Source organism: Granulicella sp. L56 (assembly GCF_009765835.1).
Classification (GTDB): Bacteria; Acidobacteriota; Terriglobia; order Terriglobales; family Acidobacteriaceae; genus Edaphobacter.
Map to the genome: position 1 here is coordinate 1,051,793 of NZ_LMUS01000006.1, position 17,883 is coordinate 1,069,675.

The 17,883-nt window shown below is 54.0% G+C and carries 12 protein-coding genes and 1 tRNA gene; 6 read left to right on the forward strand and 7 right to left on the reverse strand.

Features of this window, described 5'->3' with window-relative positions; translation table 11 throughout:
• Positions 1-15 precede the first annotated feature (15 nt).
• Positions 16-2,307, forward strand: coding sequence for an ATP-dependent DNA helicase RecG (recG, locus tag GSQ81_RS12390; RefSeq protein WP_158911040.1), 2,292 nt, complete (start codon positions 16-18; stop codon positions 2,305-2,307).
• A gap of 169 nt (positions 2,308-2,476) precedes the next feature.
• Here the strand turns inward: recG and GSQ81_RS12395 are convergent, their stop codons facing one another.
• Both GSQ81_RS12395 and GSQ81_RS12400 read right to left on the reverse strand, forming a co-directional pair.
• The gene (locus tag GSQ81_RS12395; RefSeq protein ID WP_158911041.1) at positions 2,477-2,923 is read right to left on the reverse strand and encodes a response regulator; all 447 of its coding nucleotides are present in this window, start codon (positions 2,921-2,923) and stop codon (positions 2,477-2,479) included.
• A 659-nt stretch (positions 2,924-3,582) separates the two neighbouring features.
• Positions 3,583-4,536, reverse strand: a complete 954-nt coding sequence (locus GSQ81_RS12400) for a PhzF family phenazine biosynthesis protein (protein ID WP_158911042.1) — start codon at positions 4,534-4,536, stop codon at positions 3,583-3,585.
• 360 nt (positions 4,537-4,896) lie between these two features.
• Between GSQ81_RS12400 and GSQ81_RS12405 the strand changes: the two genes are divergently transcribed.
• The 5 genes from GSQ81_RS12405 (at position 4,897) to GSQ81_RS12425 (ending at position 10,529) form a co-directional block, all read left to right on the forward strand.
• Complete coding sequence (locus tag GSQ81_RS12405; RefSeq protein ID WP_158911043.1) at positions 4,897-5,556, forward strand: peroxiredoxin; 660 nt, start codon at positions 4,897-4,899, stop codon at positions 5,554-5,556.
• A gap of 89 nt (positions 5,557-5,645) precedes the next feature.
• Positions 5,646-6,308: a peroxiredoxin gene (locus GSQ81_RS12410; protein WP_158911044.1), complete on the forward strand. Its 663-nt coding sequence runs from the start codon at positions 5,646-5,648 to the stop codon at positions 6,306-6,308.
• Positions 6,309-6,416: 108 nt separating this feature from the next.
• Positions 6,417-6,492: transfer RNA gene (locus GSQ81_RS12415), tRNA-Cys, on the forward strand.
• 362 nt (positions 6,493-6,854) lie between these two features.
• Complete coding sequence (locus GSQ81_RS12420; RefSeq protein ID WP_158911045.1) at positions 6,855-7,997, forward strand: acyltransferase; 1,143 nt, start codon at positions 6,855-6,857, stop codon at positions 7,995-7,997.
• Positions 7,998-8,198: 201 nt separating this feature from the next.
• On the forward strand, positions 8,199-10,529 hold the full coding sequence (locus GSQ81_RS12425; protein WP_158911046.1) for a hypothetical protein: 2,331 nt from the start codon (positions 8,199-8,201) through the stop codon (positions 10,527-10,529).
• Between the two features lie 72 nt (positions 10,530-10,601).
• On the opposite strand, the gene GSQ81_RS12430 is transcribed toward GSQ81_RS12425, so the two are convergent.
• From GSQ81_RS12430 to GSQ81_RS12450, 5 genes are all read right to left on the reverse strand, one after another.
• Entirely contained in the window at positions 10,602-11,723 is a 1,122-nt protein-coding gene (locus GSQ81_RS12430) for a glycoside hydrolase family 172 protein (protein ID WP_158911047.1), read from the reverse strand.
• A 28-nt stretch (positions 11,724-11,751) separates the two neighbouring features.
• Positions 11,752-13,080 (reverse strand): sugar porter family MFS transporter, encoded by a 1,329-nt coding sequence (locus tag GSQ81_RS12435; protein ID WP_158911048.1) that lies wholly within the window; start codon positions 13,078-13,080, stop codon positions 11,752-11,754.
• Complete coding sequence (locus tag GSQ81_RS12440) at positions 13,077-14,660, reverse strand: ribulokinase (protein WP_158911049.1); 1,584 nt, start codon at positions 14,658-14,660, stop codon at positions 13,077-13,079. The genes GSQ81_RS12435 and GSQ81_RS12440 overlap by 4 nt, the downstream gene beginning before the upstream one ends.
• 33 nt (positions 14,661-14,693) lie before the next feature.
• Entirely contained in the window at positions 14,694-16,334 is a 1,641-nt protein-coding gene (locus tag GSQ81_RS12445; protein WP_216846424.1) for a fucose isomerase, read from the reverse strand.
• Positions 16,335-16,413: 79 nt separating this feature from the next.
• Positions 16,414-17,883 (reverse strand): tetratricopeptide repeat protein, encoded by a 1,470-nt coding sequence (locus tag GSQ81_RS12450; RefSeq protein ID WP_158911050.1) that lies wholly within the window; start codon positions 17,881-17,883, stop codon positions 16,414-16,416.

A 17,883-nucleotide genomic window follows, 5' to 3' on the forward strand; every position in this document is an offset into this window, starting at 1 on the left:
TGGTAGCATCGGTTTGTGCTGGAACTCTCGACTCCAATTAAATATGTGAAGCGCGTGGGAGAGCGCGTCGCCGATGCGCTGGCGAAACGAGGGGTGGATACCGTCGAGGACCTGCTGTATCACCTGCCCTTTCGCTACGAGGACAGGCTGAATCCGCTGCCCATCGGCAGCCTGACGGCGGGCGCGATGGCGAGCGTGATTGGGGAGGTGCGTGGCACCGTGCTGCTGCGAACGCGCAACATGCCGCTCTTCGAGATGACCGTTGGCCAGGGCCTGAGCACGGTGAAGTGCATGTGGTTTCACGGAGAGTATCTGCGGGACAAGTTTCGTGTTGGCCAGATGGTGGCGCTCTACGGACGGGTCGAGGCGTCGCGGTCGAGCGCGGGGCGGTTCAAGATGATTCAGCCGCAGTTTGAGATTCTGCCGACAAAGGATGGGCCGGAGGCGGAGTTTGTAAGGCTGGAGATGGGGCGGATCGTTCCGGTGTATGAGTTTCTGGGCGGCACGACCGCTTGGGGCGCGAAGCTGACCTCGCGGTGGCTGCGGCGGGTGCTTTGGGGAATCTTTGAGGAACTGGAAGAGAAGACGGGCGCGGTTTCGGAGACATTGCCGACGGCGCTGCTCGAGCGGTTGAAGCTGCCGGGAAGGATGGAGGCGCTGCGTTCGATTCACTTTCCTGAAGCGGGAACGCCGATGGTGGAGTTGATGTCGGCGGCGACTCCGGGGCATCGTCGCCTGATCTTCGAGGAGCTGTTTTATCTGGAGCTGGGACTGGAGCTGAAGCGACGCAGAATGCGCGAGCGCGAAGGTACAGCGTTTGTGACCAATGTAAAGGTCCGCGAGGCGATCAAGCAGGTGTTGCCTTTTCATCCGACGGCTGCGCAAAAGCGGGTGCTGGGAGAGATCGCCAGCGACATGCGCAAGCCGCAGCCGATGCGGCGGCTGTTGCAGGGCGATGTCGGTTCGGGCAAGACGATTGTCGCAATGCAGGCGGCGCTGGTAGCGATTGAGAATGGCTATCAGACTGCGCTGATGGCTCCGACGGAGATTTTGGCTACGCAGCATTATCTGTCAGCGCGGAAGCTGCTGGGGAATGTGCTTTCGCCGAGGACGGGCAAGCCTTATCGCGTGACGCTGCTAACGGGGTCGCTCGATGAGGCGACGAAGCGAGAGGCGCGGGGGAAGATCTTTCGCGGAGAGACAGACCTCGCGATTGGGACCCATGCCCTGATTGAGGACAAGGTCGACTTTGAGAACCTTGGGCTCGTGATCGTCGATGAGCAGCACCGTTTCGGTGTGCAGCAGCGGTTTCGGCTGATGAAGAAAGACACGGCGCTTGATCCCGATGTATTGGTGATGACGGCTACGCCGATTCCTCGGACGCTGGCGCTGACGTTGTACGGCGATCTGGATGCCAGCGTGATCGATGAGCTGCCGCCGGGGCGTACTCCGATTGTTACGCGGAGGACGACGGAGGAGCGGGCGGAGGATGTCTGGGGGTTTGTACGCAAGCAGGTTGCGGCGGGGAGGCAGGCTTATATTGTCTATCCAGTGATCGAGGGGGCGAAGGACGATCAGCCGGAATTGGATTTTGCGCAAGATCCAGTCGCGGAAGCTGTGCAGAATGAAAAGCCTTCAAAGGGAAAGAAAAAAGTAAAGGCAGCGACGACGGAAAAGCTGTTTGAGCCGAAGAAAGCTCTTCGCGCGGCCAACGATATGTATGAGGAGTTACGCAATGGTGCTCTGGCTGGACTGCGGTTAGGGCTGTTGCATGGACGTTTAAGCGCGGACGACAAAGAGGTCGCCATGCGGCGGTTTCAGCGCGGCGATACCGATGTGTTGATCGCTACGACCGTGATTGAAGTTGGCGTGGATGTGCCGAATGCATCGGTCATGGTGATTGAACATGCGGAGCGGTTCGGCCTGGCGCAGATGCATCAGTTGCGCGGGCGCGTGGGACGCGGCGCGGCGAAGAGCTACTGCATCCTGATGACGGGAGGCAGAGTGAGCGAGCAGGCCGAGGCAAGGCTGGATGCGATGGTGCGCACACAGAATGGCTTTGAGCTGGCCGAACTTGATCTGCAGCAGCGTGGGCCAGGCGAGTTCTTCGGTACGCGGCAGGCTGGACTGCCGGAGTTTCGTGTAGCGAATCTCATGCGCGACCGCGTGTTGCTGGAGTTGGCTAAGAAAGAAGCGGCGCGGTTTGCAGAACAGCCCGATCCAAAGGTTTCACGCGAAGAGACAGAGGCGGTGTGGGCAAGGCTGAAGCAGCAGTGGCAGCGGCGATATGGGCTGGTCGAGGCTTGAGGAACAGACAACTACAAGAGCAACGGCAAAATACAGGGGTCTCTCCACTACGCAGCGCACGATAAAACCGTGCGCCGCTTCGGTCGAGATGACGTGAGTTTGTGCTGGGTGGATGAGAGAGGCAGTAGCAGAAGCCGTTAGCTTTCAGATGAAAGCTAACGGCAGAACTTTAGCTGGCGATGGCCGGGGCGTACGCGGGGGCTTGCGTGAGTTGCGGATTTACAGAGAAGGCCTTCTTGGGGCCGCGCTTGCGGGCTACGAGAACGCGGATGCGCTCGATCATCTCGGCGGCAGAGCAGGCACCCTTGGGCAGAAAGACGTCGGCGGAGCAGGCGCGGTCGAAGGCGTTGACGGTGCCGGAGACGATCATGGCGGGCAGGCTCGGGTGAAGCTGCTTGGCGCGACGGACGAGCTCGTTGCCGTCCATCTGAGGCATAAGAAGGTCACAGAGAAGAAGATCGAGCGCGCCGGGAGCCGACTGTTGAACGATATCGAGCGCTTGTTGCGCGCTGTTGACAGAGATGACGCGGTAGCCACGGGTCTCAAGTAGAAATGTGCGGACAGAGAGTACTTGTTCGTTGTCGTCGACACAGAGGATCGTCTTCTTAGGGCGCATGCGGTCTCACATTCTGCCGGACGCCACGGGTAGGGTGGGTCGCAGCCGATAGGCCAGAAACGGGGCGCCTGTTGGTTTACAGGCACTCCGGTCTGGAGTGTTGAACGTTCCCCGTGGTCCGGCACATCGTCCGGAGCATAGTGGAGCCGGCTGCTCCAGAGGAGCGGCAGGCGCGAGCACAAAGCCCTCCTGTCCGCTCCATGAAGGAACAGTGCCACTAGTCTGGCAAACGATGCCGCCGGACCGCGGGGTGCGAGAGAGGGCGTATGCGGCGCAGGTTGCCACGCGGCTCCGCGGGCGCAGGGGATCGGTCTGCTGCGGATGCAGTGAAATCGAAGCCGGATAAACCGGATCGACCTCACTGCGTTGCAGGCAGCGAAGGTGCGCGGGGGGAGGCGCGACTGCGAGCAGTCGAAGCCTTCTCTCAACTCAAATTGTCAGAAAACCAGGCGAAAGCAATTTCGTTTCGTTAAGGCCGCTCCGCACGTTGCGTGTGAAGACGTCGTTAACGCTTGCCAAGAGTAGGAAGGATTGGCGATCAATGCAACGGCGAATTTTGAGCGAAAACGGAACCGATTTGCGCTTGCGCATCCACCGCCCGCTGCAAACCTGCATGAACACTGGAGATTCATGTTACAGTCCTGTTGAAATCTGGTGCATCACGGCAGGAAAAGACGTCCCATTGCAACGGGAATGGTGCGCCCGCCGACGAACACTTCGGACACAACCTCTCCGGCAATTGTTGCGCTGACATGAATACGGCTCGGACGAAGCATCTCGATTCCCTGCTCGATGACGACCTGCTGCCCGGTCGTGGCGAGGCCGTGACGCACGAGGTAGGCAATCGTGCAGCCGGACGCAGATCCGGTGGCAGGGTCTTCTCCATTGTAGAACTGCATGCGAGCGTGCCAGTCAGCGCCGGAGCCTGCATCCGCACGGGTGATGCAGTGAAAGAACTTTGCGTCGCTGCGCTCGAGATAGGCGCTCGCCTTCTGACCTGGAATTGCTAATCTCTTTGCAACCTCCAGGGACTTCAAGGGCACGATGCAAAAAGCCATGCCGGTGGAGACTGTCTGAACCGGAAGATCTGAATCAAGATCATCGACGGAGAGACCGAGCGTATCGGCAATCATTACGCGATCGTGAATATCGCCGAACGTTGGATCGTTCTGCTTCATCGTGGCGTAGAGACCAAGCTCTCCCACTGCCGGAGCACGAAAACGTACGGGGATAAGACCTACGCGAAGGTCGAGCGTAATCTGCTCGGCACCGCGAAGGATGGCGTGGTTTTGATAGAGCCAGCTTGCGGTGCCAAGGGTAGGATGCCCGGCGAACTGCAGTTCTTCTGCAACGGTAAAGATGCGAACCTGAACGCCATACTCTCGCTCGACCTCCGGCTCACGCGGGAGGATGAAAGTGGTTTCGGAGAGATTTGTCTCACGCGCAAGCGCCTGCATCTCTTCGTCGGAGAGGCCGCGAGCATCTGTAACGATGGCAAGTTGGTTCCCCTGAAGGGGACGTTCGGCAAAAACATCCACCAGCGCGTAGTCAAACTCGCGCGTCGCTGCGATGGCGGATATAGATATTTGCGACGTAACTGGCTGATTTGACATCGAAGCTCCTCGGACGTATGTTTTTGAGAGACCGCAAATGGGCACAACAGCTCCATGCTAGCTCGGCTGGCAGCGGTACAAAAGATTAGTTATGACGAGTATGCCTAACACGAACTCCACACTTGGCTGCTGTTGCTGTCGGCCGGGGTGGGGTGTGCGCATAAGCGGATCGTAGCTGGCAACTTTCAGATTCGAGCGGCACAGAACCCACCCAGAGCCAACGAGCCGGGCGGGTTTTTTACTGGATGGAAGAGTTGCAAAGCCGCATCCAGGCAGCGTTCGGATAGCTGTAGCTCGTGCAGTCATTCGTTGGACAAAAATTCTGGGAAGAATATCTGAAGAAGAAAGAGGAAAGAAACCATGTCACTTCGTATTAATGATGAAGCTCCGAATTTCACTGCTGAGACCACACAAGGCACAATCAATTTTCACGAATGGATCGGCGACGGTTGGGCCGTTTTGTTCTCACACCCCAAGGACTTCACTCCTGTCTGCACCACTGAACTGGGCAGCATGGCGGGCCTCGAAGGCGAGTTCCAGAAGCGCGGCGTCAAGATCCTCGGCCTGAGCGTGGACCCCGTGGAGAACCATGCGAAGTGGGCTATCGACATCGAAGAGACCCAGGGCCACAAGGTGAACTACCCGATGATCGGCGACCCTGAACTGAAGGTGGCAAAGCTTTACAACATGCTTCCGGCTGATGCCGGCAACACCTCAGAAGGCCGCACCCCTGCCAACAATGCAGCCGTGCGCACAGTCTTTGTGATTGGGCCCGACAAGAAGATCAAGCTGCAGCTCATCTATCCGATGAGCACGGGCCGCAACTTCTACGAGATCCTCCGCGTTATCGATTCGATCCAGTTGACCACGAACCACAAGGTCTCCACGCCTGCCAACTGGAAAGTCGGCGAAGACGTGATTCTTGCCGGTACGGTATCGGACGAAGAAGGCAAGAAGCTGTATCCCGATAGCTTCAAGAAGATCAACTCGTACATTCGCACTGTTGCCCAGCCTAAATAAGCTGAGTGCGGTTTTAGTTTGTAAACTGAAAAAGCCGCCACGTAATCAGATTGCGTGGCGGCAAGCGGTATGAGTGAAAGTGAGCAACGATGGCCGAATCACGCATCCCGCGCATTATGGAGCCGGCACCGGACTTTGAAGCCAAGAGCACGCATGGGCTCATCCGCCTGAGTGATTACACATCTCGGGGTAAGTGGGTGCTATTGTTCTCTCACCCCGCGGACTTCACGCCGGTTTGCTCGACAGAGTTTATCGAGTTCGCACGCAGCTACGACGACTTCGAGAAGATCAATGTGCAACTGATCGGCGTCTCAATCGATTCCGTGTTTTCACACATCGCCTGGGTGCGCGATCTCGAGCAGATTGGCGGCATTCAGGTAAAGTTTCCCGTCATCGCAGACCTCGACCAGAAGGTCTCGTCGGCCTATGGCCTGGTGCACGAGGCCGCGGCAGACACTGCAACGGTTCGCGGAGTATTTGCCATCGACCCTAAGGGCACCGTTCGCGCGCTGATCTATTACCCCATGCAGCTTGGACGAAACATCGACGAACTCTTCCGCGTATTTCAGGCGCTACAAACCGCCGATGCGAATGGGGTATCGTGTCCGGCGAACTGGCGTCCCGGTCAGCCGGTGATCGTCGCGGCTCCTGCAACGGTAGAGGACGCCGCCAAACGGACCAGCGGCGCTGGCACCGGGCTGAATGTACAAAGCTGGTATCTTTCAAAGAAAGATCTGCCCATCGCAAAGTGATTAAAATGGGTAAGATGAAGACAGGAATTCCGGCCCACTCTTTATTAGAGTCCTAAAAGAGAAAACTGGATCTCGTGTCGAGCCTGATGTCGAGGCTGGCAACGATGAGCACCGATGGCGAAGTGGTTAACGCGCTGGTCTGCAAAACCAGTACTCATGGGTTCAAATCCCATTCGGTGCTCCACAAAAATCAAGAATTCATCCGCCCGAAGCTGGGGCGGATTCGCTATCTATGAGGGTGTTGCTATTTGGCGATACAGGCGAAGCCCCGCTAAGAACAGCCGATATTGAGGGTGGGGATCAACGAGTGGAACCATAACTGAGGCATATTCCATCAGGTCAAAGGAATTGATCTTTGATTTTATTGACAAATAATATTTTTCTTAGGTAGAATTCGCCAAAAGTTCATGACAAGCTCCAACCTCGATTTCAATCTCACATGCTTTGAGTTCGGCACTTTAGCCGTAACGTTTCCATAACAATGAGCGGTTCGAGCGGATGTCGTCGGAGAGATTCGAGAATGCCTTCGTATACCCGGAAATGAAAATGAACCTGACAAATATTGGCCGCTACTACCGGCCCGAGCTGGACGTTCTGCGTTTTCTCGCCTTTCTCAGCGTTTTCATTGTGCATCGCATGGACCACTTGCCCATTAATCCAGCGCAGCACTTCTGGCTATACAACATCTGCCTTCTTGGCAACTTTGGCGTACCCGTCTTCTTCCTGCTCAGTGCATTCCTCATCACCGAGTTGCTCATGCGCGAGGACGATCGTCTTGGAACGATCCATATCGGATCGTTTTACATGCGTCGCATCCTCAGAATATGGCCCTTATATTTCGGAGTATTCTACGGCCTTGTTTTACTCTCGCATTTCATCCCCCACATCGGCCCCAAGGACCCTCTCTCGTGGTTGGCATTCACTCTGTTTGCGGGAAACTGGTACATCTGCAGCCATGGCTGGATCAATGCCTTCCCCGTCAATCCTCTCTGGAGCGTCTCCGTGGAAGAGCAGTTTTACATCGTAATCCCGCTTATTGCTCTCTGTGGCCGCCGGTTTGGTCTGAAGATCGTCTCGTACATCCTCATAGCTATCTCCTATGCGGTAGTCACCTGGTATGCCTCGAAGGGCTGGCACGGCTTCAGCAGTCAATGGACGAACAGCTTTGTTCAATTCCAGTTCTTCTCTGCGGGAACGCTGCTTTCTCTCTTCCTTAAAGGCCGTTCCCCTCGATGGAGTGTGCCCGTACGTTTGCTCAATATTTTGATAGGAATCGCCTGCCTCCTCATCGCGTCCTTATACTTCGGCGTACAGGCCGACATACCCAGTTCTACCGTGCTGCAAGCGCCTATCGGATGGGCGCTGGTGCTTGTTGGAACCATCTTATTTTTCCTCAGCCTGCTCGGAACGCCCGGCCGATATCTTCCAAAGCCAATCATCTATCTCGGGCGCATTTCTTATGGCCTGTATCTTTTTCACGAACTCGTTTATACCCTTATCTTTCATACATGGAACGCACAGCTCACTCGCCTGAGCGAATTTCTGCACCTTGGCCAGTGGCGAGGAGGAGTGGGAACTGCCATTGCCTTCGGCGCGGTCGTTCTTATAGCTCACCTCTCGTATCAACTCTATGAGCGTCCATTTCTGCGGCTCAAAAAGCGCTTCACGTTTGTGCCTTCACGAGATTGAGTGTGCCGTACTCAGAACTCAATGTTGTGAATGTGGAACTGTCCTAAGCGAACAGGAAGATCCACGTTCAAAATCGGCTTGACGATGAAACTTCAGAATGCTTCAATTGCTTTGATTTAAATGTTTAAATTAATCAGCCCGCTTGTGAGCTAACCATCAAAACCTTTTTTGATCAGTAGCGCTTCGGAGAAAGCTAACCAAATGCAATCAAGCATGCGAACTGCAATCGTCCTGTCTTCTCTGGCCCTTTCGACGCTTCAACTTCGCGCCGGGAATCGGCTCGAAGCGACTGGTGGCGCGATACGATTTGAAGTCGATACAACGAATTCCGCTCAGAATGAGGCTGTCTCCATCAAGGAGGATGGAGCCTGGGTGCCTGCGCTGTCATCGACCGCATCGCCAACCCGAGTCATATCGGAAGGAACCCCGGATGTCGTTCATTCCTGCACAATCGAAGCGGTATCCTCCATCCCTGAAGGATTGGCTCTACAAGAAGACTGTTCCGTTGGCGTCCTGGAAGAGAGGGTGTTTCTTACCTCTGAACCTGATGTTCTCACGGTAGAGGCAAGGTTCGCCCCCAAAGCGGGCATAAAGATCCGTTCCGTTGAAGATCGCTACAACTTCGCGCCAGGCAGGCGTGCATCGAGCTCACCGACCTCTGGCCCGGTCGACTTCGTCTGGAGCCAGAACATTAAGAATGAGGCGGATGACATCGTTCCGAACTGGGCGTTCAAATCTCCCGTAGTCATGCTTCAACAAGGAAAGATCTTCGCCGCTCTCATGCCTGAATTGAGTGACAGGCGGAGCGATCCGCTCGCTCTTGACCTCGATGTGACCTCAGAGAAGCTCCCCTGGCTCTCCTATGGAGCCGTGGCTTCTCAGCCATATGGGCATAGCTACTTCCGGCGTGCCCCCGATGCTGGACCTCGAGTTGTCGCAGGCCTGATTGAATATCGGTACTCCATCGTCGCGTCTGAGCAGCCCTACAAGCTTGGCTATCGCAGAGTTGTACGTCGCCTCTGGTCCCACGAAGGGCACAAAGAACTTCTGCAATCGAACGACCTACAGCAGAACGTCACGCGCCCTGAACTGGTGACCTTCGATGACTGGCGAACGGATACGTGGGTGCGCTATGCAAATGCAATGTATCGCGGATTCGATTGCGGCAATCAACGCTGCGGCACATTGGTCAGCAATAGAAATCCAGAGGGGGAATGGGACAAACCGGCTCCGGATGCCTGGTTCAATGCATGGTTTCAGACCCTGCGGAGTGCATACGGATGGTATCTCTATGGCCAACGCACGAATAATAAAGATATCGAAGGCAAAGCTGAGAGCATTCTCAATCTTGCGCTAAAAAGTCCGCAGAATCATGGTGCCTTTCCAACCGTCTACATACTGAGCGAGAAGCGTTGGATTCGCGATGATGGATGGGCTGGCTATGCCGATAATTACCATACCTTTTGCATGTCGTGGACTGCTTATTGGATGCTGGAATGGGGCAAGAATCTAACTCCAGATCGAGAAAAAGAGATCCTCGCATTTGTACGCCCCTATGGCGATTTCCTCGTCAAGCAGCAACTCGCCAGCGGTGTCATTCCTTCCTGGTACGACAAGGACCTTACTCCAAGAAGCGAGTTTCGCGACTTCAATGCGGAGACGGCCGCATCGGCGCTACTCCTTGCCTCGCTCGGTCAGGCAACGGGAGACCGTACCTATATCAATGCAGCGGAACGGGCAATGAACTTTATTACAAAAGAAGTGCTGCCCCGAGAGCGCTGGTTCGATTTCGAGACGTTCAAATCCTGCGCTCGTAAGCCATTCGACTTCTACGACGCGTGGACTGCACAGTATCCGCAAAATAATCTTGCGACCATTCAGGCAGCGAAGGCCTATCTTGAACTGTATAAGGTGACGAAGAACCGCGAGTATCTCGAACAAGGAACGCAGGTACTGGACTACCTCTTGCTGACGCAGCAGGTATGGAATAATCCAGCATTCTCGCCTAAGGTGGTTGGCGGATTTACCACGCAAAACACCGACGCGGAGTGGAGCGACGCCCGTCAGGGTTATGCCGCTGTGTTGCTATGGGATTATTACAAGGCGACAGACCACCAGGAATATCTGGAGCGCGCTGTAGCCGCAGCCCGTTCTACCTTTGCAGTCGCGCCATGGGAGAATTGGGCACACACCGGCTACCTCGATGAGGAGGGCTCGCTTACAGGATTTCACTGGGGACCTGGAAGCGCCCTGACCTCCGTGGAGATCATGTCACCCACTTTGGGAGACGCGTTCATCAATTTAGCAGAGAAGGAAGGTGTTGGCTTCAACGCTTGCTCGTTGCGCAATGTAACTGTGAACGGCCATTCGATATCCTTTGATCTGGAGACCTTTCCGTCCTCACGCTCGATCAGGGTCCGATTTTCTGGAGTTGACCCGCACGTCAGATATCAAATTACCTGGAACGGGAATCACTCGAGCATGGTCGATGGCGAAACCTTAGCTCGGGATGGCTACGTCGTACGTCAATAGTCTCCAGCAGCGACCCATGCGACTGCCTCTTTCGATACATCCAGTGAAAGAAGCCCGCATGAGTAATTACTTCTAGCGAGAGCCGCTCCCATTACCAGGGCCACCCACCATCTGTAATGCCGGGATTCGCTGATCTATAGGAGGCAATGCAGGAAAGGGCGCATGCGGCTCCGCCTGATACCAATAGGCAACCGAGTAGTAATTATCAGAACGATGGTTGGCATGACCATGCTCAATCGTTGCCTTGATCGATTCACTGAAAGGGATGGGAGCATCAAAATGAAAACGATAGACGCTCGATCTTCCACCCGCCAATTCGTCACCTACAACAGGTGCACCATATAGAGAATAGGAGAAGGATTGCCCGCCAAAATCCCACGCGCCCAAAAAATAATCCTCACTGCCAGTGCCACTAATTGAAGAAAGCTTTGCTCCATCTATAAAGAACATGTCATCGCCCTCGCCCCACCATCCGTCCTGATTCTGTAGTACGGACATGGTGACGCCGACATACTGGCCATGGCCCTTTGCGTCGAGCCAGACATAATTATCTTTTCCGTCTAAATTAGTCTTGTTGTTCGTGAGCGGCACATAATTATTCGGCCAATCATTTGTCCACCCATGATTGGGTTGGGCTTGCCGATACTGCGCGTGAAAATATAGAGTTCCCTCGGAGAGTGGATGTGATTCCGTACGATAGTCGACGTTGTAATAAAGGCTATCGATCGGCTCCTTCCCTTCATTGGTAACTGTAATCCGTGCGTGATGTCGATACGGCATCGGAAAGTAACTGTTCAAGGCCTTGATACTACCAACGGAGAGCATCTCGGATTGCCAGTTGTGGTAAGTGCCCAATCCAAGGCCGAAGAAATCCCCGATGGGGGCTTCCACGCTGGGCGTCGCTTCTCCATCCCAATAGATACGCAAGACGATGCGCTTGAGATGGTACGCTTCCCGATCGTTAATCGTGAACCAGATGTGCGAGATCGTCCCCGGCCCATCCGTATCCAGGACAGTGTAGGTAGCGCCTGGAGCAACGGTACGAAAATCAGCATTCCCGCCAGTGGGATCAGCACTGGAAGTGCGATGCAAGATATAGGTCTGCTGTTGAGTTATATCTGGCTGCCAGTTCTGCGACTGCGCCATCGCCATGGAGCTGGCAGCCAATAGAAAAAGAGCAGCAATTTTCATCATTATTACCTCATCAAATTTGAAATGAATTTTAGTCAATACCTAAACTGGTCTGCAGATGCTCGAGAGATATATTGCTGGTCTCTGGGTAATAGAACAGGACGAGGAAGAAGTCGAGCACCATCATCGCTGCGAAGAATATGAACGGATAAGCGCCGGAAGACACAGCCATCAGAGGAAATACCAGCGAGATGGCGGCATTGGTTACCCAGTGCGACGAACTGCCAAGGCTCTGGCCTTTCGATCGGACCCGAGTCGGAAATACCTCGCTGATATAGACCCAGACAACGGCACCTTGAGACACCGCGAAGAAGGCGATGTAGATCATGAGGAGCCATACAAGCCAGTCGAGGTGTTTATGGGTGAGAAAGACATAAGAGACTGCGGACAGACATAGCGCAAGCCCAGCAGTGCCAAATAGCAACAGCTTCTTGCGGCCAATTTTGTCAATCACCGACATGGCAAGCAAGGTGGCGACGAGATTGGCGGCGCCAACAGCTACAGCCTGCAAATCGCCAGATACCTTGGAAGCTCCGGCCAGAGCAAAAATATCGTTCAAATAATAGAGGATGGCATTGATCCCCGATAGCTGGCAGAACATGCCTACTGTAATGGCAAGAAACACCGGGAGCCGATACCGTTTGGAGAATAAGGGATCGGCCGAAACAGATCGCTCCAAATGGATCGAGGCAACGATCTCATCAAGATCCTCCTTCGGGTTTGGGATGCCGGTGAGACGAAGCACATTGAGCGCCTCTTCCAGTTTCATCTGCATAGCAAGCCAGCGCGGGCTGCGCGGAATGCCAAACAGTGCAACCAGAAAAAGAACCGCGGGCAACCCCGAGATCCCCAATTGCCAGCGCCACTCATGCGCCCCCAGATGCATCATGCCAATCAAGAAATTAGAGACATAGGCAAGCAAAATTCCGACAACTATATTGACCTGGAAAAATCCGACCAGTCGCCCCCTCCATTCGGTTGGAGCAATCTCGGCGATATACATTGGTCCTAATACAGATGATCCACCGATGCCGACGCCTCCAATGAAGCGAAAGAAGATCAATGCCGGCCAACTCCAGGCAAACGCGCATCCCAGTGCGGAGATAATGTAAAAGACAGCCATCGCGCGAAGGCTATCTCGGCGGCCAAATCGCTGCCCGGGTATGCCTGCTGCCATTGCGCCAATAACCGTACCCACTAGCGCGCTTGATACGGTGACTCCAAGCAGCGCGGGGGAAAGATGGTAGACCTGCGTTAAAGCATGCGTGGTGCCGGAAATAACCGCTGTATCGAATCCAAACAACAGGCCGCCAAGTGCGCCTACCATAGTGCTTTTGATTACATGAGAATTGATCGTCATTTAAGCTCCGGTACTTCGCTTGCAATCTTACGCAATGTGGGCAAGACATGCCCAATGCATGCAGCAGGCGCGTCCTGCGTTCCAAGCGAAAAATAAAGTTCGCGATAAAGAGAATAAAGTTCGTCATATACCGAGGCTTCGTGCTCATCGGGAAGAAATATGTTGTGAGACGGGCAGAGTGCATCCTGGGCCTCTTCGATTGAGGCATAGTCACCGCTGGCCACAAAAGCAAAGATTGCCGAACCCAAGCTAGTGACGTCTCCAGAGGGCACAAGAACAGGCTTGTTCAACACATTCGCGTAAATTTGGTTCAGTACATTATTTTTTCGAGGAATACCGCCGCCATTAATAATGCGCTTCACCGGCGCACCTCCCTCTTCCATTCGTTCCAGGATGATGCGCGTGTGGAACGCAGTTCCCTCAATCGCGGCGAAGAGCTCGTCCTTTGCAGTGCTCATCAAATTCCACCCAAAAGTGACACCGCCAAGATTTGGGTTTACCAGAACCGTGCGGTCGCCGTTGTCCCACGTCATCCGTAGAAGTCCTGTCTGCCCGGCACGGTAGCTGTTGAGCCCCTCCATGAGAGTGTGGACATCCATACCTGCCCGACCAGCAATGCTGTCGAAGATGTCGCCCACCGCGGACAAGCCTGCTTCAATACCAACGTATCCAGGTAGTACCGAGCCCGGCACAACTCCGCACACCCCTGGCACAAGTGTCTGCTGTTCGCTTACTCCGATGATGCAGGTCGAGGTGCCGATGACATTCACCACATCGCCAAGTCGAATGTTAGCGGCAATCGCATCCCAGTGCGCGTCCAGCGCTCCAACCGGAATCGGAATGCCAGCACGTAGGCCAAGCCGCTCGGCCCATGCACCGCTCAGGTGTCCGGCAATTCGATCTGAAGTTTCATAGCGTCCTTCAAGCTTCTCCCTTATTCCTGAAAAAAGCGGGTCAATAGAGCTAAGAAATTCTGCTGAGGGCAACCCACCCCATTTGGCATTCCACATCCACTTGTGCCCCATCGCACACACGCTGCGTGGCAAATTGATGACGGAGGTGGATCCGCATAGCGTCGCAACCACCATGTCACAGTTTTCAAGAGCAGTGGCGAAGCGTTCGCGCTTTTCAGGATTGTTTCGCAGCCAATGCAACAGCTTGGAGAATCCCCACTCCGACGAATAGGTTCCACCGCACCAATCGATGGCTTCAAGTCCCCGCGCGTGGGCGGCAGCCGTAATCTCCTGCGCTTCACGCCATGCCCGGTGATCGCACCACAGATAGTAATCATCGAGCGGCTGCAGGTCTTCTCCGACAGGAATGACGCTGGATCCTGTAGTGTCGATTGCGAGCGCTTTCACCGTGTCGCCACTTACATTCCCTGCATCGAGCGCCTTTCGCATCGCACTTTCGAGTGCATTCATCTGCGCCGCATGGCTCTGCGTGGCAAAATTAGGATCATGAGCTACACGGTTCAGCGGATACTCCGCGACTCCGGATGCCAGTCTTCCCACCTTCTTGTCAAAGAGCGATACGCGAACGCTCAAAGTTCCAAAATCAACACCCGCAACAATACTCACAAACCTGCTCCTGATTGGTAGATCAATGCTTGCTCATTCCTGGCCGAAGCTGACGGCACCGCATAAATGGACCTTCACACCCAGTTCCTGGAACATGGCAGATTTGACGGCAAGCGCTTCAGAAGCGGCCTTCGCGTCGGGAGCATACGCAATACTGACGTGATTTGCTCTGTGTCTCGCCATAAACGAATCGCGTGAAATTCCATCGAACGTCGCACTCACCATGGGCCATTGAATCGTCGTCTGCTGCCAACGGCGCATCGTCTCCTCATCGGGCAATTTGACTACCTCACCGAGACCAATATCCACATGCAACGCATTGCCCTCAACAAACACACGGCTCCAGACAATCTTTCCCGGTTTGCCAACGCCCTTCAATGTTCCTCCGCCCAAAGGGAAATACATTGGAGGCTGCCGCTCGCTGGACGCTCCACGATAGCCATCTACAAAGTGGTTCGCGGGAGCGGCCCCTGAGATTTGTAATACCCAAACGAAATTGTCGATACCAGCACCTTGATAGTGCTCGCCCCAACGCAGATCATGGAGCGTAGTCGAAGGATCCAGCTTCAGGGCCGTCCAGCAGCGATTCGTCACCAGGGCATCCAACCCAGCGCACTCATCCACTTCATTGAAGTGAGGAAGCGGGGCGCCTGCATATAGCTCCTTATCGGACTGCGCGCCGTGTACAGGCGGCCGGTCAGCATTATTGAGCAAGCCTTCCACGAGATCCGATGCAGGAACCATGTCTTTCAAACCCTGCTGATACTGAATACCAATTGCATCGCAACCAAATTCATCTGCCATACGAACCGCTGCAATGTACATCTTGCACTGTTCATGAATCTGCGCGTCGGTAAGCTCGGTCTTTTCGTCCTTGCCGGTAACGAAACGTACCCCCTTCGCATCCAGCCATTGCCTTACACCTTTGGCATCGTCATCTGAAATAGTACGCATCCGCGCCACGAGTGCAGATTGGCTAAGTCGCTCTTTAAACACTCCTGATGCATTGAGTAATTCGTCATCAATAATTGCGTTGTACATTCCCATGCACCCCTCATCGAAGACACCGAGAATGGCTTTTCGCTTCTGAAGGGCCTGTGCAAGTTTTCTGCCTCGATTCGCTGCATCGATAGGCAATGCACCGACATCCAGATCGCGCACATGCGAAAGATCGTGTGTTACCTTTCCCTTTTTAATCCACTCTCTAACGCCGAGTAGGAAGTACTCGTCTGTAAAATCTTCGCTCCAGAGTGAATTGAATTTCACACCTGCCTTGATAAGTGATCCGTTCAAATTCAATAGCCCAACGAGACCTGGCCACTGTCCTGACCAGTTCGCAACGGTCAGTATCGAACCTCGATGACTGCGCATACCAGGCAAAACATGATGACTATACTGCCATGCCGCTGTTGCAAATACGAGATTGGCATCGGGATCGATGCTGCTAAAAATATCCATCCCCATTCGCTGGCTCGAGATGAAACCATGGCCTGCCCGTGCGTCAACCGGGAAAGCTCGCTTCACTACCACCCCTTCATTAGCAAAACATTTTGTCAGCTTGCGTTCTAATTCTTCCTGGGCTGGCCAACACACTTGGTTTGCCGACAGCCGCAAATCTCCGCTTGTAATAAGAACGACCTCTTTAACTGGCATATCTACCCGTGAAGCTGACATCGGCAAATCCTTTCATCATTCTGCATTCCGTTTATTGTCAAATCGAGACCATGGAAGACGTCCCATGCCCTTGCGCATGTTAGCGGTTATCGTCTATTTGTGTTGCTCCATCTTTTAGTTCAGCCGAGTTCTCCGCGATCTGGTTTCTGCCACTAAGATGGTCAAGCTCTTTCTGCGCAATATTTCGCTCCTGAACATCTTGCGAAGTAGTCTTATAAAGCTCTAGCGCATGATTCATCTTCTCTTTATCTCCATCTTCCCGATACGCTTTTGCAAGCAGGTAATAGGCATTTGAGTTGTCTTTAACGATGGATACATAATGCGTGAGCACATTGATGGCAGCACGATAATCATTACGCCTCAGATCAAGTTTTCCAAGAAGGCTGTAAGTTTCCAATGGAGGCCTATCCATCTGAAGAGCGCTATTCAGTAACTTTCCTGCACCTGCATCGTCTCCCATCATCAGCAAGGCGCGGCCAGCATTCATATGTGCTGATGCCGAGTGGGGTTGAATCTCTATCTCTGCATTAAATTCTTCCAGCGCCTCTGGTAGCTTTCCAATCCGCACCAAATTTCGTCCAATCGCCTCGTGCACTCCGGGAAGATCCGGTTTCATTCTCAATACTGTTCGGTATTCCTGAATAGCTCTGTCAGGCTGATGCGCCGCGTCGAAGGCATCCGCTTGTATCTGATGAGCTCGATAGGAGTCCGGCGCGATTTGCATAACTTTCTCGAAGGCCTCGCGCGATTTCTGCTCTGCATTGTGTGCGCGCCAGTAAAGAGCGTCTTCCTCATCCGTATTGCCTTGTGAACTATCAGTCGTGCCCGTTGCCTTGCCACCCAATTCGATCACAAGCGCTCGCAGTTCCGCGATGTCTGGACGACGAGCAAGGGCTCCTTCATAAACATCGAGCGCCTTCTCGTGATCTCCGCGCAATTGCAATTGCTCTCCCGCAAGTTGCTGCGCACGGCCCCCGTTTGGTGCGACCTGAAGCAACTGAAGAGTCATATCTTTCCCGATCTGTAGATAAGACTGGCCAAGGGCATACCAGGAATCGACATCGCCAGGTGCAAACTGGCAAGCTCGTTCAAATTCTTTCGCCGCAGCATCATATCGAAATTGTGCAACGTAGGCATATCCCAACCATGTGTGCGCAACTGTATCGGAAGGATTGATATGAACGGCTCTTTCCAGCTCTGACACCGCAGAATCAGGATTCGAGAGCCGATACCAAGCCAGTCCAGAGAAGAGGTGCGGAGTAAATAAGTTGGGGCTAAGCATTATCGCCCGACAGAATACTGTAATCGAACGCGCAAGGTCATGATCAAAATATAAGGCCACTCCTAAATTGCTCTGAACTTCGGCATTCTGAGGTAACAGTTTTGCCACCCGCTCGTATTCAGCTACCGCTGTGTGAAAGTCATTCCGTTGTTCTGCCTGTTGTGCTGCGCGAGCATGGATGGCAATCTGTTCGGGGATAATTTGTGCCGAGATAGGCGCAACCATGCCTGCAAAAATAACTAATTTTGCAAGCATGGTCATGGCCAT